General features: G+C 66.9%; 18 protein-coding genes, 1 tRNA gene and 1 other RNA gene. 10 read left to right on the forward strand and 10 right to left on the reverse strand.

The window, feature by feature from the left end:
- Window positions 1–134: 134 nt before the first annotated feature.
- The 3 genes from ABIB26_RS13160 (at window position 135) to def (ending at window position 2,112) form a co-directional block, all read left to right on the forward strand.
- A tRNA-His gene (locus ABIB26_RS13160) sits at window positions 135–207 on the forward strand.
- Window positions 208–338: 131 nt separating this feature from the next.
- On the forward strand, window positions 339–1,493 hold the full coding sequence (locus ABIB26_RS13165) for an acyl-CoA dehydrogenase family protein (RefSeq protein WP_354243677.1): 1,155 nt from the start codon (window positions 339–341) through the stop codon (window positions 1,491–1,493).
- A gap of 46 nt (window positions 1,494–1,539) precedes the next feature.
- Complete coding sequence (gene def, locus ABIB26_RS13170; RefSeq protein WP_354243679.1) at window positions 1,540–2,112, forward strand: peptide deformylase; 573 nt, start codon at window positions 1,540–1,542, stop codon at window positions 2,110–2,112.
- Between the two features lie 45 nt (window positions 2,113–2,157).
- On the opposite strand, the gene ABIB26_RS13175 is transcribed toward def, so the two are convergent.
- From ABIB26_RS13175 to ABIB26_RS13195, 5 genes are all read right to left on the reverse strand, one after another.
- Entirely contained in the window at window positions 2,158–2,862 is a 705-nt protein-coding gene (locus ABIB26_RS13175; RefSeq protein WP_354243681.1) for an alpha/beta fold hydrolase, read from the reverse strand.
- Between the two features lie 9 nt (window positions 2,863–2,871).
- Window positions 2,872–3,327, reverse strand: a complete 456-nt coding sequence (locus ABIB26_RS13180) for a DUF1579 family protein (RefSeq protein WP_354243683.1) — start codon at window positions 3,325–3,327, stop codon at window positions 2,872–2,874.
- A 47-nt stretch (window positions 3,328–3,374) separates the two neighbouring features.
- A complete protein-coding gene (locus ABIB26_RS13185) occupies window positions 3,375–4,178 on the reverse strand; it encodes an HNH endonuclease family protein (protein WP_354243686.1) in 804 nt (267 codons plus the stop codon).
- A 114-nt stretch (window positions 4,179–4,292) separates the two neighbouring features.
- On the reverse strand, window positions 4,293–4,502 hold the full coding sequence (locus ABIB26_RS13190; RefSeq protein WP_354243689.1) for a hypothetical protein: 210 nt from the start codon (window positions 4,500–4,502) through the stop codon (window positions 4,293–4,295).
- A 98-nt stretch (window positions 4,503–4,600) separates the two neighbouring features.
- Window positions 4,601–6,091, reverse strand: coding sequence for a glyceraldehyde-3-phosphate dehydrogenase (locus tag ABIB26_RS13195; protein ID WP_354243692.1), 1,491 nt, complete (start codon window positions 6,089–6,091; stop codon window positions 4,601–4,603).
- Window positions 6,092–6,357: 266 nt separating this feature from the next.
- On the opposite strand from ABIB26_RS13195, the gene ABIB26_RS13200 reads away from it, so the two are divergent.
- On the forward strand, window positions 6,358–7,170 hold the full coding sequence (locus ABIB26_RS13200; RefSeq protein ID WP_354243695.1) for a glycerophosphodiester phosphodiesterase: 813 nt from the start codon (window positions 6,358–6,360) through the stop codon (window positions 7,168–7,170).
- A 29-nt stretch (window positions 7,171–7,199) separates the two neighbouring features.
- On the opposite strand, the gene rnpB is transcribed toward ABIB26_RS13200, so the two are convergent.
- Window positions 7,200–7,593, reverse strand: an RNA gene (rnpB, locus tag ABIB26_RS13205) — RNase P RNA component class A.
- A gap of 132 nt (window positions 7,594–7,725) precedes the next feature.
- On the opposite strand from rnpB, the gene ABIB26_RS13210 reads away from it, so the two are divergent.
- Genes ABIB26_RS13210 through ABIB26_RS13220 form a run of 3 tightly spaced genes read left to right on the forward strand, consistent with a single transcriptional unit; the run spans window position 7,726 to window position 10,381 of the window.
- Window positions 7,726–8,556, forward strand: coding sequence for a slipin family protein (locus tag ABIB26_RS13210; RefSeq protein ID WP_354243697.1), 831 nt, complete (start codon window positions 7,726–7,728; stop codon window positions 8,554–8,556).
- Window positions 8,557–8,607: 51 nt separating this feature from the next.
- On the forward strand, window positions 8,608–9,564 hold the full coding sequence (locus tag ABIB26_RS13215; RefSeq protein WP_354243700.1) for an alpha/beta hydrolase: 957 nt from the start codon (window positions 8,608–8,610) through the stop codon (window positions 9,562–9,564).
- A gap of 52 nt (window positions 9,565–9,616) precedes the next feature.
- On the forward strand, window positions 9,617–10,381 hold the full coding sequence (locus ABIB26_RS13220; protein WP_354243703.1) for a YaaA family protein: 765 nt from the start codon (window positions 9,617–9,619) through the stop codon (window positions 10,379–10,381).
- A gap of 91 nt (window positions 10,382–10,472) precedes the next feature.
- On the opposite strand, the gene ABIB26_RS13225 is transcribed toward ABIB26_RS13220, so the two are convergent.
- Together ABIB26_RS13225 and ABIB26_RS13230 are read right to left on the reverse strand one after the other, a co-directional pair.
- The gene (locus tag ABIB26_RS13225; RefSeq protein WP_354243704.1) at window positions 10,473–11,210 is read right to left on the reverse strand and encodes a zinc ribbon domain-containing protein; all 738 of its coding nucleotides are present in this window, start codon (window positions 11,208–11,210) and stop codon (window positions 10,473–10,475) included.
- A 178-nt stretch (window positions 11,211–11,388) separates the two neighbouring features.
- Window positions 11,389–12,327: a Nif3-like dinuclear metal center hexameric protein gene (locus tag ABIB26_RS13230; RefSeq protein WP_354243707.1), complete on the reverse strand. Its 939-nt coding sequence runs from the start codon at window positions 12,325–12,327 to the stop codon at window positions 11,389–11,391.
- A gap of 103 nt (window positions 12,328–12,430) precedes the next feature.
- Between ABIB26_RS13230 and msrA the strand changes: the two genes are divergently transcribed.
- The 3 genes from msrA (at window position 12,431) to epsC (ending at window position 14,585) form a co-directional block, all read left to right on the forward strand.
- Window positions 12,431–12,955, forward strand: coding sequence for a peptide-methionine (S)-S-oxide reductase MsrA (gene msrA / locus ABIB26_RS13235; protein WP_354243710.1), 525 nt, complete (start codon window positions 12,431–12,433; stop codon window positions 12,953–12,955).
- Between the two features lie 68 nt (window positions 12,956–13,023).
- Window positions 13,024–13,959, forward strand: a complete 936-nt coding sequence (gene cysK, locus ABIB26_RS13240; RefSeq protein ID WP_354243713.1) for a cysteine synthase A — start codon at window positions 13,024–13,026, stop codon at window positions 13,957–13,959.
- A gap of 41 nt (window positions 13,960–14,000) precedes the next feature.
- Window positions 14,001–14,585, forward strand: a complete 585-nt coding sequence (gene epsC, locus ABIB26_RS13245) for a serine O-acetyltransferase EpsC (protein ID WP_229994476.1) — start codon at window positions 14,001–14,003, stop codon at window positions 14,583–14,585.
- A 78-nt stretch (window positions 14,586–14,663) separates the two neighbouring features.
- Here epsC and ABIB26_RS13250 read toward each other — a convergent pair whose 3' ends face one another.
- Together ABIB26_RS13250 and ABIB26_RS13255 are read right to left on the reverse strand one after the other, a co-directional pair.
- Window positions 14,664–15,494, reverse strand: coding sequence for an oxidoreductase (locus tag ABIB26_RS13250; protein ID WP_354243717.1), 831 nt, complete (start codon window positions 15,492–15,494; stop codon window positions 14,664–14,666).
- Between the two features lie 114 nt (window positions 15,495–15,608).
- Window positions 15,609–16,169 (reverse strand): NADP(+)-dependent, decarboxylating phosphogluconate dehydrogenase (locus ABIB26_RS13255; protein ID WP_502913663.1); only part of this gene is annotated, 561 nt, incomplete at its 5' end.

Genomic DNA, 16,169 nt, shown 5'->3' on the forward strand with positions numbered 1-16,169 from the left:
AATCTGCGCCACGTTTGACGGAAATTTTTGCCGAAAACCCCAAAAATGGCGAAAGCAGCCCCGAACAGCAGGTAAGCTGTTTGTCGTTGCCTTTTCAGCCAGCCGGTTCGCCGGAGGGCATGGCGGGGCACATGGTGGGCGTAGCTCAGTTGGCAGAGCGCCTGGTTGTGGTCCAGGAGGTCGCGGGTTCAACCCCCGTCGCTCACCCTCATGAAGGACGGCAGAATTGTCCGACCTTAGACAAAGGCCGCACCGGATAACCGGTGCGGCCTTTGTCGTCTGTCCAGTTGCTTGCCGACGCAGTGGCATCCCAGGATCTGTCAACGGAAGGACCCGCAGTGAAGCGCAAGCTCTTTGAAGAAGACCACGAGATGTTCCGGGAAATGGCCGCCGAATTCAACGCGCGTGCGGTCGCCCCGCACTACGCCCAGTGGGACAAGGACCACATGATGTCCCGGGAGCTGTGGGCTGCGGCCGGCGAGCAGGGCCTGCTGGGCCTCGCTGTCCCGGAGGAATTCGGCGGCCTGGGCATGGACGACTATCGCTACCGGGCTGTACTGGACGAGGAATTCGCCAAGAGCAACCACCTCGCCGTGGGCCTGGCCTTCCACCTGCACGACGACATGGTCCTCCCCCATCTGCTGGCCTATGGCTCCGATGATCTCAAGGGCCGGTGGCTGCCGGGCATGGTGTCCGGCGAGATTGTCACCTCCATCGCCTGGACCGAACCCGGTGCCGGCTCGGACCTGCGCGGTATCCGCACCAAGGCCGTGCGCGACGGCGGCGACTGGCTGATCAGCGGCCAGAAGACCTTCATTGGCAACGGCATCTCCGGCGACGCGTCCCTGGTCCTGGCCCGGACCGACGGCGGCACCGGACGCGGCAACCACGACTCGTTCTCCCTCTTCATGGTCCGCAAGGGCGAGGGCTACAACACCGGCAAGCAGCTGGACAAGATGGGGCTCAAGGCCTCGGACACCGCGGAACTGTTCTTCGACAACGTCCGTGTCCCGCACGCGGATCTCGTCGGCGAGGAAGGCAAGGGCCTGCAGTACGCCGCCGAGCAGCTCCCGCAGGGCCGGCTCGCCATCGCCACGGCAAGTTCCGCCGTCGTCCGCGCCATGTACGAGGCGACCGTCCGCTACACGAAGGAACGCAACGCCTTTGGTGAGCGGATCATTGACTTCCAGAACAGCCGCTTCGAACTCGCCGATATCCTCACCGAGGTCGAGGTCACCGAAGCCTACGTCGACCAGGCGATCCTTGCCTTCAACGCCGGAGAACTCGACGCCGCGTCCGCCGCCCGTGCAAAGCTGTGGGCGTCCGAGCGCGCGAAGTCCATCACGGACCGCTGCCTCCAGCTGCACGGCGGCTACGGCTACATCCTCGAATATCCGGTGGCCCAGGCCTACCTCGCCGCCCGGCTGCTGACCATTTTCGGCGGCACCAACGAAATCATGCGCGACGTCGTCGGCCGCACCATCGCCGGCTGACGTTCCGGAAGCGACCAGCCAGCAAGCATTAGAGAGAACACCTGAGATGACCGTTCTGCCAATCACGATCTGGGGCGAGCCCGTGCTGCACCGCCGGGCCGCGGAAGTCGAAGCCTTCGACGACGAACTCCGCACCCTTATCGCGGACATGTTCGAGACCAACGACGCCGCCAACGGCGTCGGTCTGGCTGCGCCCCAGGTCGGGGTGGGCAAGCGGCTCTTCGTGTACAAATACGAAAACGACGACGGCGCGCCGCCATCTGGCGTCGTGGTCAACCCGGTGCTGACCCTCTCCAAGATCTCCGGCGCGCTGCCGGACCCTGACGAGGACGAAGAGGGCTGCCTGTCCTTTCCCGGCGGGCAGTACCCGCTGAAGCGCGCCGAGTGGGCCCGGGTGCAGGGGTTCGACGGTGACGGCAAACCGGTCGACTTCGAGGCAACAGACTGGTTCGCCCGGGTGATCCAGCACGAATACGACCACCTCGACGGCAAACTGTACGTCAACCGGCTGATCGACCGCTACGCCCGCAAGGCCATGAAACAGGCCAAGAAGAGCGGCTGGGGCGTCCCCGGGCTGATCTGGATGCCCGGCGTGGATCCGGACCCGTTCGGGCACTGAGAGCCGGCGACGGCCGGCTGATTCGCTCCGAGGGTCCGGACCCCTTCACGACGAGCGGTCGACGGCGGCCAGGATCGCGGCGCCGAGCTCGGCAGGTTTGGTGAACTGCGGCCAGTGCCCGGTGGGCAGGTCCACGTAGTCGACCTCGCGGATCCGTCCGAGCTCAGCCACGTACGGGTGGCCCCCGGCAATCATTTCCGTCAGCACCGAGGTCCGGAATTCGCAGGCGATGACGGTGGCCGGGACCGCGTACCGGCGTTCATCCGTGAGCTGCTGCCGGTCCTGGGCCACTCCGCGAGGCTGCGGGATGGCGCGGGCGCGGAACATGGCGCGCAGCTCGTCGGTCAGGTCGGTGAGGTCCTCGTCCTCGAAGAGCTCCCACGGCGGCAGCGGCACGTCGTCGCCGTCGGCCGGGAGTTCGTCGTTGATGACCCCGCCCTCCCCAAGCGGACCGCTGTCCACGTAGATTGCCCGGGCCACCCGCTCCGGGCGGGCGTCGACGGCGCCGTGGATGATGGCTCCCCCGCCGGAGTGGCCCACGAGGACCACGGGGTCATCGAAGGAATCGATCTTCGCCACGACGGCGTCGATGTGGGTGCGCAGGCCGATGCCGGCCCGCGGCGCACCGGCCGACTCCAGGCCCGGCAGCGTCAGCGGGTGGACCTTGTGCCCGGCCGCAACGAGCGGCGGGGTGACCTCCTCCCACGACGAGGCGTCCAACCAGAATCCGGGTACGAGGATGATGTCCATGCCGGTACCCTACCGTTCGAGTACCAGCTCCACCACCTGATAGGGGTCCTCGCCCGGGACGACGTTGTGCATGGTGATTTTGCCGGGTCCCTCCCCCGGCTCGACGTGGATCTGCCAGCCCCAGTCCGGGCCGGTCGGCGCCGCGTAGGAGCCGTTGAGCCGCAGGACGCCGTCGCCGCCCACGGTCCCGGAGAACTGCATCAGGGCCCGGCCCGTATGCCAGGAGTCCACCCACACCGCAGTGGCCGGCTCCGCGTCGGACGCGCCGCCGGCCAGCAGCAACAGACCTTCCTGTGGGCTCTCACCGTCTGACCAGGTGTAGGCGACACTCGCGAAGTGCGCCGCGGTCACCTGCACTGTGGCGGTGGCCGCCGAGTCCTTGAAGTCGTCCGTGGGCATGATCCGGAGGCGGTTGGTGCCCCGCCAGCTCCCCAGCAGGGGCCGCAGGTATTCGACAATATTCATGGCTGCAGTCTAGCCACCTGACGCCATTCCGGTCTTCGGGGATTCCCTCAGGGAGAGCGCGGAACGATCGTCTGTTGCTGCGGGCAGGACCCGAGAATCCGTTTCATGACGTCCTTCTCCGCCGGCGTGACCCACAGCCGGTAGGCCGCCTTGACCGAGATCTGCCGGGCGACGTAATGGCAGCGGATGGCCTTGTTCGGCGGGAGCCAGGTGGCGGCGTCGGACGCGCTCTTGTCCTGGTTCGCCTGGCCGTCCACGGCGATAAGGTTCAGCGGATCATTCGCGAGGTGCTCGCGCTGCTGGGCCGTCAGCTGTTGCGCGCCTTTCTGCCAGGCATCGCCCAGCGCCACGACATGGTCGATCTGCACGGCCTTGCTGCTCTCGGCGCCCCGGCGGAAGGCGATCAGCGCTCCGGTGTACGGTTCCTGGAATGTCCCGGCGGCCACCCGGCAGCGGGAGGCTTCGGTGAATTGAGCGTCCGCCAGGTCGCGGCGGAGGATGTCGTTGCGCGTATCGCAGCCGTTGCGGTCCACGTCCAGCCAGGCCTGGCCGAAGGCGGCGCGGTCGTAGTTGCCGCTCGCCGCCCGGCCCTTGACCGGCAGCGTGTCCAGCGCAGCAGCCGCAGTGCCCGGCGGAACAGGGTGCACGGACTGCACGGCCTTCATCCAGCCCTTCGCCAGGACCGGCGCCTCGCTGGGTCCGGCCGCCGACGGCTCCATGGCGGCGAACTGTCCGCTGGTGAAGAACCAGCCCAATCCACCGGCCAGAACGAGGGCCGCGGCGGCCAGCAGGGCCCAGGCCTGGCGGGACCGGCGCCGCGCCCGGCGGAAATCCGCCCAGGTGACCGTCATGACCCGGCGCGGTCATTGAGCTCCGGAGCGGTTCGTTCTTGCTGCACCCCAGAATCCTAGGGCAGACCCCCGACGCTCAGGGCGTTCTCCACAATGTGGAGGACATGTGCCCTGCTAGTTCTCCTTCGTCACCCGCACGAGGTCCTCGTTGGCCAGGTCCATCAGCTCCTCGAGCTGCTTGACCCTGGCGTCGTCGATTTCGCCGGCGTTGTGCTTGGCGAGGGCATCGTCAAGGAGACGCTTCGCTTCCTTGACGTTCCGGCGGGCCATATCCAGCGCGCGTTCCAGGGTGGTTTCGTGCTCCACAGCCGAGTTCTGTTCCATGGCTCCATTGTGGTGCCCTTTCCCGGCCGATTCCAGAGCATCGGCCGGGAAAGAAACAAATAAGTCCCGGTCAGGGGCGTGCGGCGAAGCCGCCGGCGTCAGCCGCCGGCAGGCAGACCGGCGGCGGCAATGATCGAAGCCGCATCCTTGGCGGGGAACGACGGCGGGTTGACACCGGCCATTTCCTCCATGACGCGGACAACCTGGCAGCTGTAGCCGAACTCGTTGTCGTACCAGACGTAGACGACCAGGTTCTTGTCGTTGGAGATGGTGGCCAGTCCGTCCACGATGCCTGCCCGGCGGGAACCGACGAAGTCGGTGGAGACAACCTCAGGAGAATCGATGTAGTCGAGCTGCTTGCGCAGCTCCGAATGCAGCGACATTTCCCGCAGGAAGTCGTTGACCTCATCCTTGGTGGTGCCGTTTTCCAGGCTCAGGTTGAGGATGGCCAGGGACACGTCCGGGGTGGGGACGCGGATGGAGCTGCCCGTGAGCTTGCCCAGCAGTTCCGGCAGGGCCTTCGCAACGGCCTTGGCGGCACCGGTTTCGGTGATGACCATGTTCAGCGCGGCCGAGCGTCCGCGGCGGTCGCCCTTGTGGAAGTTGTCGATCAGGTTCTGGTCGTTGGTGAAGGAGTGGACTGTCTCCACGTGGCCGTGCACCACGCCGAAACAGTCGTTGATCACCTTCAGGACCGGGGTGATGGCGTTGGTGGTGCAGGAAGCGGCCGAGACGATTGTGTCCGAGTCGGTGATGGTGCCCTGGTTGATGCCGTGCACGATGTTCTTCAGCTGGCCCTTGCCCGGGGCGGTGAGGAGCACGCGGGAGGCGCCTTTGCTCTGCAGGTGCTGGGACAGGCCCTCCGCGTCGCGCCAGCGGCCCGTGTTGTCGACGATGAGTGCGTCGTGGATGCCGTAGGCGGTGTAGTCGACCGTGGCGGGGTTGTCCGAGTAGATGACCTGGATCTGGACGCCGTTGGCCGTGATGGTGTCGTTCTCGTGGTCCACCTTGATGGTGCCCTCGAAGGAGCCGTGGACGGAGTCCCGGCGCAGCAAGCTGGCGCGCTTGGTCAGGTCGTTGTCCGAACCGCGGCGGACCACGATCGCGCGCAGGCGCAGGCCGTGGCCGCCGCCGGCCTTTTCGATCAGGAGGCGGGCCAGGAGCCGGCCGATGCGGCCGAAGCCGTAGAGGACGACGTCGGTGCTGGTGCGGTCGTCGCCGCCGCGCTTCCCGACGACCTCGGCGAGTTCCGCGCGGAGGAACTCATCCAGGCTGACGCCGTCGCCCTCGGCGCGGTACTTCTCGGTGAGACGGGCGATGTCGATAGCCGCCGCGCCGAGGTCAAGCTTCGTCAGGGCGTCCAGCAGCGGGGCGGTCTCCTCGAGGCGGAGCTCTTCCTTGCTCATCCGGCGGGCGAAACGGTGCGCCTTGAGGATGTTCATGGTGGACTTGTTGATCAGGCTCCGACCATGGATGCTCGTCACCACGTTGTTCTCGCGGTACAGCCGGCCAATCACCGGGATCATGGCCTCGGCGAGCGCCTCGCGGCCCATCCACGTATCAAGACAAGAATCTGACGTCTGGCTCACAGAACTACCTTCCTAAAATCCACCACATACGTCCTCGTATGTGGAAGTCGGCCGCCGGACGGTGTCCGGAACCTGGGCTTCGCCGGGGATTCGGTACCACCCCGGGCGCCTGCGTGTGGCGCAAAGAAAACCACCGGCTGCGAACGCAGAACCGGTGGCAGAACTTCTACGTTCGCTATCCATTCTAAGTCGGCCACGCGGCGGCCGGTGCCCCGTTACGCGTGAAATCACTCACACGGGAACAACGCGCGCGCTACGCTGGGGCGATGTTCAAGAGTGGGGCCCTGCTGCTGGTGCTGATCCTCTGCTCCGGCTGCACCGCTACGCCACCGCCGGCACCGGAACCGACGTCGGGCCCGGCGTCTGCGCCGCCGCCGTCGTCGACTTTCACGCTGGTGGCGCACCGCGGGGGCTCACTGGTGTACCCGGAATCGTCCGCGGAAGCCTTCGAGGCGGTCAGCAGGACGGCGTTCCCGATCGAGACGGATCTGCGGCCGCTGAGGGACGGGACCCTCGTGCCGCTGCACGACGACACCGTGGACCGGACCATGTCCGGCGTGACCGGCCGCCCGGCAGACATCACGCCGGAGCAATGGAAGGCGGCGCACATCAAGAACCCGCAGGGTGGCGCCGAGGGTTCTCCCACCACTTGGGAAGCCATGCTGGACGAGTACGGCGGACGCAGCGTCCTCGTGCCGGAAGTGAAGGATCCGGCTATTGACCTGGCAGCGTTTGCCGACTCGATCCTCAGGCGCGGCGTCCGGGACACAGTGATTGTCCAGTCGTTCAGCTACCCGGTTGCCCAGACCCTGGCCAAGTCCGGGCTGCAGGTCCTGTATCTGCTGCACGAGGGCGAGGAGCCTGATCCGGCCGCGATTCGCTCCAGCGGCATTGACCACGTGGGGCCGGATAAGAGAGTCAGCGCCGACTACCTGCGCAGGCTCAAGGATGCCGGGCTGACGGTGTGGCCCTATACGGTCAACGACGGCGCCACTGCGTCCCGCCTGCGCCGCGACGGCGCCGACGGTGTCTTCACCGACGATCCGTGGGAGCTTTCGAAGCAGCTGGGGCTGGGCTAACTCCGGGCTAACTCGACTGCGGTGGTGGATGGATGGGTTGACCGATACGCCGGGTTCTGTGTTCCCGCGCTGTTACCGGCGCGGGAATAGCGGCCATCCATCTACGGACGCCGTTGCCGACGCCCTCCAGCAGCCTACCCGGACACTCGGGCGAGCAGCCCTCAAACGTGCCCTGTCTGGCCTTGCTCCGGGTGGGGTTTACCTAGCCTTCCCGGTCACCCGGGAAGCTGGTGGTCTCTTACACCACCGTTTCACCCTTACCTGCCCTGCCGTCTGTGCAGGCACACACGGCACGCAGGCGGTCTGTTCTCTGTGGCACTGGCCTGCGGGTTACCCCGAGTGGGCGTTACCCACCACCCTGCCCTGCGGAGCCCGGACGTTCCTCGAGCCACTTGCGTGACGCGCGGCCGCCTGGTCAACCCATCCGCTGTCCATTCTACGGGGACCGGGGACCGCTGATCACCGGGGTCCATTTGGCGTCTCCGGTGGGAGAATGGAAGCAGGAACGGGGCCCGCGTGGGGACCCGGATTCGGGCTGGACCAGGAAGTGATCCCATGGACCTCACGGGCATTATCGTGCTGATCGTCGTCGTGGTTCTGCTGCTCTTGCTGGCCCGGATGTCGATCCGGATTGTGCGCCAGTACGAGAAGGGCGTCCTCTTCCGGCTGGGCAGGGTCATCGGGGTGAGAATGCCCGGGCTGCGCTTCATCATTCCCGTGATCGACAAGCTCCAGCTCGTCAGCCTGCGGATCGTGACGATGCCGATCCAGTCGCAGGGCATCATCACCCAGGACAATGTGAGCGTCGATATCTCCGCCGTGGCGTACTACCGGGTGATCGACGCCGTGAAGTCCGTGGTGGCGATCGAGAACGTGGCGGCGGCCATCAACCAGATCGCCCAGACCACGTTGCGGAAAGTTGTCGGCCGGCACAGCCTGGACCAGACGCTGTCCGAGACCGAGCGCATCAACAGCGATATCCGGGAAATCCTGGATGCCCTCACCCTGGAATGGGGCGTCCAAGTCACCCTGGTGGAGCTGAAGGACATCCAGCTCCCGGAGAGCATGAAGCGCGCCATGGCCCGCCAGGCGGAGGCTGAGCGGGAGAAGCGGGCGAAGATCATCGCCGCCGAGGGTGAGTCCATCGCCGCCGCCGCCCTCGGGGACGCCTCGGACACCATGATGGCCCACCCGCTGGCCCTGCAGCTGCGGAATCTGCAGTCCCTGGTGGAAATCGCGGTGGACAAGAATTCCACGGTCGTCTTCCCGGCACCCATGATGAGCACCATTGCGGAGCTCGCGGCTTTCCTGGCGCGCGAAACCAAGGCAGCCCAGGCGGCCCAGACCTCGGCATCTGCGTCAACCACCCCGATTAAGGCGGCGTAGGAGCGTAGAACTACGCGTGTGCCCGGCGGCGTCCATGCCTATGATCAGACTATGGAATGGCCGTTGCTTGGACGCCGGCGGATGCTTAAGCTCGGCGCCGGCTTGCTGGGCGCCACCGTGCTGACGTCATGCGCCCCTGCGACAAAGCCGACGGCAACCAACGCGGTGGCCAACCCGGCGGCCAATCCGGCGGCCAACCCGGCGGCCAATCCGGCGGCCAACCCGGCAGACCCGGCAACGGAGACCGTCGACCCGGCGACGGAGACCGTCGACCCGCGTCCGCAGGTGGAGGTCACATCGGGTTCTTTCGTCTCAGGCTTCCGGCCGGGCACCTCCACCGGGTGGTCGGTGGCCGCGCCGGTGCCGTCCGGCTTGGCCCGGCAACAGAAGCTCCCCGTGGCCGTGTTCCTGCACGGCACCGGCAGCAGCAACCGTTTCATCTTCGATTTCCTCGGCGCCCAGGCGGTGCTGCAGCGGCACCTCGCTGATGGCGGCCCGCCCTTCGCTATAGCCTCCGTGGATGGCGGCGACACCTGGTGGCACGCGCGCGCGGACGGTACGGATACCCAGGCGATGCTGCTGGCGGAGTTCATCCCGCTCCTGGCAAGCCAGGGGTTCGACACCGGCAAGCTCGGCCTTTTTGGCCTGTCAATGGGAGGACTCGGCGTGCTGCTGCTCGCCTCACAGGGGAAGGTCTCCGGACTCCGGGGCGTAGCAGCCATGAGCCCAGCCGTCTGGAGCGAGTACGACGGCGGCCTGGTCGGTGCCTTCGACGGCCCGGAGGATTTCGCGGCAAATGACGTCTTCGCCCTCCGGCCGCAGCTGGAGTCATTGCCCAAGAGGATCGACTGCGGCACCGACGATGACCTTCTCCCCACCGTCCAGGCCTACGTCAGCGCACTTCCCGGCCGGATCGAGGGCGGCTTCCAGCCCGGCGGGCACGACGAAGAATACTGGCGGTCCGTCCTGCCGGACGTGGTCTCCTTCCTGGGCCGGCAGCTCGGCTGAGCCGGCGCCTTTGGAGGGTCTGCGGACGTCCAGCCGCCGGTAAGATTGGACGGTGCTGATTCTGCTGCCGCCCTCCGAAGGCAAGACCCCCGCCGTGGGCGGCGACGCCGTCGAGTGGGCGTCCCTGAGTTTTCCGGGGCTCAACACCTACCGTGCGAAGGTCCTCGAAGCCCTCGGCACGGTCAGCGCCCACGAGGACGCCCTCGCGCTGCTGGGCGTCGGCGCCTCACTCCGGGCCGACGTCGAACGCAATACGCGGTTGCATGCCGAACCGGCGGCGCCGGCACACCAGGTCTATTCCGGGGTGCTGTACGACGCATTGGGCTATGACTCCCTGACCGCGGCGCAGCGCCGCAAGGCGGACGAGTCCGTGCTGGTCATTTCAGCGCTCTGGGGTGCCATCCGCTTCGCCGACCGGGTGCCCGCGTACCGGCTGTCGATGGGCACCGCGCTTCCCGACGTCGGACGGCTGGCCTCGTTCTGGAAACCGCAGCTCAACGAGGCACTGCTGGCCGCAACGGAAGGTGAACTGTTGGTGGATTGCCGCTCCAGCACGTACGCCGCCGCATGGACTCCCCCGGCGCCGCAGACCGTCGCGGTCAACGTCTTCACCGAGGTCAACGGCGTGCGCAAGGTGGTCAGCCACTTCGCCAAGCACACCCGCGGGGAACTGGCGCGGCACCTGCTGAGCCGCCGGGGCAAGTCCCCGGGGACGCCCGCCCAGCTGCAGAAGGCCGCGGCCGAGAAGTGGGCCGCGGAACTCGTCGAAGGCACGGCACGGAAGCCGCATACCCTCAACATCGTCCTGCCAAACTAGCCCCATAAGCCCAACTAGCTCGCATTAGTTGTCGTTTGGAGCGCTCCAAACGACAACAAATGCGAGCTACTTGGGGCCCGGAGAGCGGCGGCTAGACCCACTCGGCGGAGCGGACCAGGATGCAGCCGGAATCGGGGCAGAACACGATGTCGTCCTCGGCCGCGGCCTTGATCTCGGCCAGGTCGCCCGGGCTGAGGTGCATGCCGGAGCCTTCCGAGGTGCCGTGGAAGAGCCGGGCCGCACCCACTCCCCGCTTGGCCAGGGTATTCTCGTAAATCGCCAGCATCCCGGTGTCCAGTCCTTCGGCGAACTCGGCGCGCTTGCCGCGTACCACCGTTGCCTCGGCGGCGATCTCGGCCAGCTGCTCGTCCAGTTCGGCGCGGATGACGCCGAAGGACCCCTGGATGTCATCGACGATCTGCTGCTGCGTGGCCTGCCGGAGGCGCAGCGAGTCCAGGCGTTCCAGGACTTCCAGCTCGACGTCTTCGAGGTCGGAGCGGCGCTTGTTGAGGGACACGAGGTCGCGCTGCAGGGCAACGAGGTCCTTGGACAGTCCGGTGCCGCTGTTGAGCCTCGCCTCGTCGCGTTCAATCCGGGCGGCAACCTGTTCCACGTCGGCCTCGGAGCGCTTGAGCTCGAGTTCGGCGTCGTGGACGGCCACTTTCGCGGCACCGAGTTCACCGTTGGCCACGCCGAGGGCAGCCTCGAGATCGGTGATCCGGGAGTCGCTTTCAAGGCTTCGGCGGCGGTTGGACAAGGACTTGAGCTTGGCGTCAAATCCCTGCAATTCGAGCAACTTCAACTGTTCCGCCGGTGCTGCCTTGGCCACTATTTACCTCCGCTAAATCCAATCCGGCCGGAGCCGGGCACCGTATCGGCGCTCCCTAGACTCTAGCGCCTAGCGTGCTCCCCAGCCTCGCTACGTCCCCACCGGCTCCCAAACCTCGCTGCGCTCGGTGTGGGTCCCTCGCCGGTGTGGGCCCGGCGACGGACCTCGCACGCCAGGCTTAGCCCGGAGTCAGAATGAAGTCCCAGGGGTCGCTGTTGGTGGTGCTGACCCGGATCTCGACGTCGTGGCCCTGATCGTTCAGCACATTGCCGAGCGCTTCGGCGGCGGCCGGCAGCCACAGCCACTCGCTGGCGAAGTGCGAAACGTCGATCAGGTAGGGCCGGTCGTTGACTGCCGCCTCGCGGGCTTCCGACGCCGGATGATGCCGGAGATCGGCAGTCAGGTAGACGTCGGCGTTGCTGGCCCGCACCTCACCGAACAGGGAGTCACCGGCCCCGCCGCAGAGGGCGACGCGCCGGATCAGTCCGTCCCGGTTCCCGGAAACCCGGACCCCACCGGCGACCGCCGGCAGGATGCCGAAGACGCGGGCGGCGAAGTCACCCAGCGTGAGGACGTCCTTGAGGTCCCCGACCCGTCCGATCCCTTCTTCGGGCAAGCCATCCGCCGCCGGGGTCAGCGGGGCGACGTTTTGCAGGCCGAGTGCGTCGGCCAGGACATCGGAGACCCCACCGACGGCGGAATCACCGTTCGTGTGCACCGTCAGCAGCGCGGTTCCGGACTCGATCAGCCGGTGCACCGCCCGGCCCTTGGCGGTGGTCGCGGCGACCGAGGTCACGCCCTTGAGCAGCAGGGGATGGTGCGTAATCAACAGCTCCGCGCCCCATTCGATGGACTCCTCGATCACCTCGAGGGTCGGATCGACGGCGAAGAGGATCCTGCTCACCTCAGCCGAAGGATGGCCTGCCACGAGGCCCACTTCGTCCCAGTCCTCGGCCAGCGATTCCGGCCAGAGCTCTTCCACGGCAAGCAGGATCATGCCCAGCGTGGGCGGGCCGGACGCTTCCCCGGCCCCGCCTCCGGCATGTGAATCAGTGTTGCCGGCAGCGTCGTTTCCTTCGGAAGAGCCGGCTGAAACAACGGCGTTTACAGGTTCCATAACCTCATTTTTACCCTATCGGCGCCCCGGACCACCGGCACTCGTAACAGTCTCGTAAGGTGGGCTGGGGAATCATCGGGGCTCGTCAACCATTGAAGAGGACATGAGAACTTTTGTGCTCGGCGGAGGCTGCTTCTGGTGCCTCGACGCCGTCTACCAGAAAACCAAGGGTGTCAGCTCTGTTGTTTCGGGGTACACCGGAGGCCATGTCCGTGACCCCGACTACTACGCTGTGTGCTCGGGAACCACCGGCCATGCGGAGGTGGTGGCAGTGACATTCGACGAGGACGTGGTCCCGGCGGAAGTCATCCTGGACATGTTCTTCGCGCTGCACGACCCCACCACGCTCAACCGCCAGGGCTACGACGTCGGCACGCAGTACCGCTCCTCGATGTTCTACGAGACCACGGAGGAAAAGGTCCTTTTCGAGGAGGCGATCGAACGGAACCAGCAACTGTGGGCCGACCCGATCGTGACCGAGGTCAGCCGGCTGCCGGTGTTCCACGTCGCGGAAGCCATGCACCAGGACTTCTACGCCAAGTACCCGGGTGAGGGCTACTGCCGGGTGATCATCAACCCGAAGCTCGCCAAGGCCAGGAAATATTACTCTGCATGGCTTAATGCTTAGCTAGGCCCTGCCGGCCCTCGTTAGGCTGGCCCCAGTATTCCCTCTTCAACAGACAGGCGCTTATACCCATGGCACGGATCTATGACGATGTTACCCAGTTGGTTGGCGGCACCCCGCTGGTCCGGCTGAACCGGCTCACCGAGGGGCTGGACGCCACGGTGGCCGTCAAGCTGGAGTTCTACAACCCGGCCAACAGCGTCAAGGACCGGATCGGCGTCGCCATTATCGACGCCGCGGAGAAGTCCGGGGCCCTCAAGGCCGGCGGCACCATTGTGGAGGGCACCTCCGGCAACACCGGCATCGCCCTGGCCATGGTGGGCGCGGCCCGCGGTTACAAAGTCATCCTGACCATGCCGGAAACCATGTCCACGGAGCGCCGTGTCATGCTCCGCGCCTACGGTGCCGAGATTGTGCTGACCCCCGGTTCCGAGGGCATGCGCGGCGCAGTGGAGAAGGCCCAGGAGCTTGTCGCCAACACGGAGAACTCCGTCTGGGCGCAGCAGTTCGCCAACGAGGCCAACCCGGAGATCCACCGCACCACCACGGCCGAGGAAATCTGGTCCGACACCGACGGCAAGGTGGACATCTTTGTCTCCGGCATCGGCACCGGCGGCACCATCACCGGCGTCGGGCAGGTCCTCAAGGAGCGCAATCCCGGCGTGCAGATCATTGCCGTCGAGCCCAAGGATTCCGCGATCCTCAACGGCGGCGCCCCGGGGCCGCACAAAATCCAGGGCCTCGGCGCCAACTTCGTGCCGGAAATCCTGGACACCAACGTCTACGACGAGGTCATCGACGCCACCCTGGAGGATTCCGTCCGGGTCGCGCGCGAGCTCGGCGTCAAGGAAGGCATCCTGGGCGGCATTTCCTCCGGCGCGATCGTGTGGGCGGCCCTGGAGCTCGCCAAGCGCCCGGAGAACGCCGGTAAACTCATTGTTGCCGTGGTCTGCGACTTTGGTGAGCGCTACATCTCCACCGTGCTGTACGACGACATCCGCGGCTGAATCCCAGCCCGCTGTCCCACCATCGCTGTAGAAAGGTCTTTGTGAGCTTCTTCGCAAGACTTAAGGAAGACCTCGACGCCGCCCGGTCACACGACCCGGCGGCTCGGGGTTCCTTTGAGAACTTCTTTGCCTATTCCGGCCTGCACGCGATCTGGTTCCACCGCCTGACGCACCGGCTGTGGCAGAACCCCGCCCTGCGTTTCCCGGCGCGGCTGATTTCCCAGCTGGCCCGGTTCCTCACGGGCATCGAGATCCACCCGGGCGCCACGATCGGCCGGCGCTTCTTCATCGACCACGGCATGGGCGTGGTCATCGGCGAAACGGCCGAGATCGGCGAGGACGTCATGATCTATCACGGCGTCACGCTCGGCGGACGCTCGCTGGCCAAGATCAAGAGGCACCCGACGATCGAGGACCGCGTGGTGATCGGTGCCGGGGCCAAGATCCTGGGCCCCATCACGATCGGCCGGGACAGCGCCGTGGGCGCCAACGCCGTGGTGGTCAAGGACGCCCCGGCGGAGTCGATCGTCACCGGCGTGCCGGCGACCTGGCGGCACCGCGACGCGCAGCGCGAGACCAAGCCCGCCGTCGACCCGGCCGAATACCTCATCGATTACCACATCTAGCCTTTGTGCCCCTTGCGGGACGCCCGTTCCGGGCTCACTTTCAGCCAGCCCTGAAGCCAACCGCCCCCGGCTCGGCCGCTAGGCCGCGATCCGCTTGTAGAGATTCCAGAGCACAAGGTCGAACACCCGGTCCGGAAGCAGGTGGCGCAGCAGCAGGAGGGCACGCGCACTCCCGCCCACCTGGTACCGGGTCTTGGGCCGGGCGGAGGTGGCAGCGTGGACGATCGCGTCGGCAACCACCTCTGGCCTGGTGGTGAGCGAGGCCTTCTCTGTGGTGGCCAGCACCGCCGCCATGACCTTGGCCTGCGCCGCGTACGGCCCGGTCCCGGAGCTGGCCAGCAGGCCCCGCGCGGAAATAGCACCCCATTCGGTCCGTGTGCCTCCCGGCTCAATGATGGACACGCCGATGCCGTGTGGCTTGAGCTCCATCCGCAGGGAATCGCTGAGGCCCTCCACGGCGAACTTCGTGGCGTGGTACCAGGCGCCGAGCGGCTCATACATCTTCCCGCCCATGGAGGACACGTTGATGATCCTCCCCCGCCGCGCGGCCCGCATGGCCGGAATCACCAGCTGCGTCATCCGGGCGAGGCCGAACACGTTGACGTCGAACTGCCGCCTGCCTTCGGCCGGCTGCACCTCCTCGAGCGAGCCGTAGGAGCCGTAGCCGGCGTTGTTGACCAGGACGTCGATCCGGCCGTGCGCGGCCATCACCCCTCCGACGGCGGCGCCCATGGATGCCTCGTCCGTCACGTCCAGCGCCACGACGTTGACGCCGTGGGCCTTCAGCGGCTCCATCTTCTCCACCCGGCGGGCCCCGGCATAGACCGTGAACCCGGCCGCCGCGAGCTTCCTGGCAGTTTCAAAGCCGATCCCGGTGGAGGCACCGGTGACAAACGCTACGGGCTGCATGAGCTGGACTCCTTGGGGGCTTTACTCCATGGAAAGGGTGCGGCCTGACACACGAACGGCCGGCGCCCCCAGGGTATCGGGAAGCGCCGGCCGGCGGTCAGACAGTGGCTGGGACTAGTGGGTGTCCACGGCCTCGGTCTCGGACTTGTCCTCGCCCCAGAGGGTGTGGAACGTGCCGTCGGCGTCGACGCGGCCGTAGGTGTGGGCGCCGAAGAGGTCGCGCTGGCCCTGGATCAGGGCGGCCGGGAGGCGCTTGCGGCGCAGGCCGTCGTAGTAGGCCAGCGAGGAGGAGAACACCGGCACCGGGATGCCCAGCTGGACCGCGGTGGACACCACGCGGCGCCAGGCCGGCAGGACCTCGGCAATGGCCTTGGTGAAGGCCGGCGCGAAGAGCAGGTTGGCCGGCTTCTCCGCCGCGGCGTACGCCTTGGTGATCTCCTTGAGCAGCTCCGCGCGGATGATGCAGCCGCCGCGCCACAGCGAGGCGATCTCGTCCAGCTTCAGGTCCCAGCCGTATTCCTTCGCCGCGGAGGTGAGCATGTCCAGTCCCTGCGCGTAGGAGACCAGCTTCGAGGCATACAGCGCCTGCCGGACGTCCTCGACGAACGTCTCGGGGACCTCGACGGCGGCCTCGCCGCCGGCCAGCAGTTCCTGGGCCAGCCGGCGCTGCTCCGC

This window comes from Arthrobacter sp. UYEF20 (assembly GCF_040546335.1).
Taxonomy (GTDB): domain Bacteria; phylum Actinomycetota; class Actinomycetes; order Actinomycetales; family Micrococcaceae; genus Arthrobacter.

What these genes read in the sequence shown, in the direction of transcription:
- ABIB26_RS13180 (WP_354243683.1), bottom strand. Translation starts at nt 3,327, where the DNA reads ATGAATATTGTCGAATACCTGCGGCCCCTGCTGGGGAGCTGGCGGGGC.
- ABIB26_RS13230 (WP_354243707.1), bottom strand. Translation starts at nt 12,327, where the DNA reads ATGGAACCTGTAAACGCCGTTGTTTCAGCCGGCTCTTCCGAAGGAAAC.
- msrA (WP_354243710.1), top strand. Translation starts at nt 12,431, where the DNA reads ATGAGAACTTTTGTGCTCGGCGGAGGCTGCTTCTGGTGCCTCGACGCC.
- ABIB26_RS13250 (WP_354243717.1), bottom strand. Translation starts at nt 15,494, where the DNA reads ATGCAGCCCGTAGCGTTTGTCACCGGTGCCTCCACCGGGATCGGCTTT.
- ABIB26_RS13175 (WP_354243681.1), bottom strand. Translation starts at nt 2,862, where the DNA reads ATGGACATCATCCTCGTACCCGGATTCTGGTTGGACGCCTCGTCGTGG.
- ABIB26_RS13185 (WP_354243686.1), bottom strand. Translation starts at nt 4,178, where the DNA reads ATGACGGTCACCTGGGCGGATTTCCGCCGGGCGCGGCGCCGGTCCCGC.
- ABIB26_RS13210 (WP_354243697.1), top strand. Translation starts at nt 7,726, where the DNA reads ATGGACCTCACGGGCATTATCGTGCTGATCGTCGTCGTGGTTCTGCTG.
- ABIB26_RS13190 (WP_354243689.1), bottom strand. Translation starts at nt 4,502, where the DNA reads ATGGAACAGAACTCGGCTGTGGAGCACGAAACCACCCTGGAACGCGCG.
- ABIB26_RS13200 (WP_354243695.1), top strand. Translation starts at nt 6,358, where the DNA reads ATGTTCAAGAGTGGGGCCCTGCTGCTGGTGCTGATCCTCTGCTCCGGC.
- def (WP_354243679.1), top strand. Translation starts at nt 1,540, where the DNA reads ATGACCGTTCTGCCAATCACGATCTGGGGCGAGCCCGTGCTGCACCGC.
- ABIB26_RS13215 (WP_354243700.1), top strand. Translation starts at nt 8,608, where the DNA reads ATGGAATGGCCGTTGCTTGGACGCCGGCGGATGCTTAAGCTCGGCGCC.
- cysK (WP_354243713.1), top strand. Translation starts at nt 13,024, where the DNA reads ATGGCACGGATCTATGACGATGTTACCCAGTTGGTTGGCGGCACCCCG.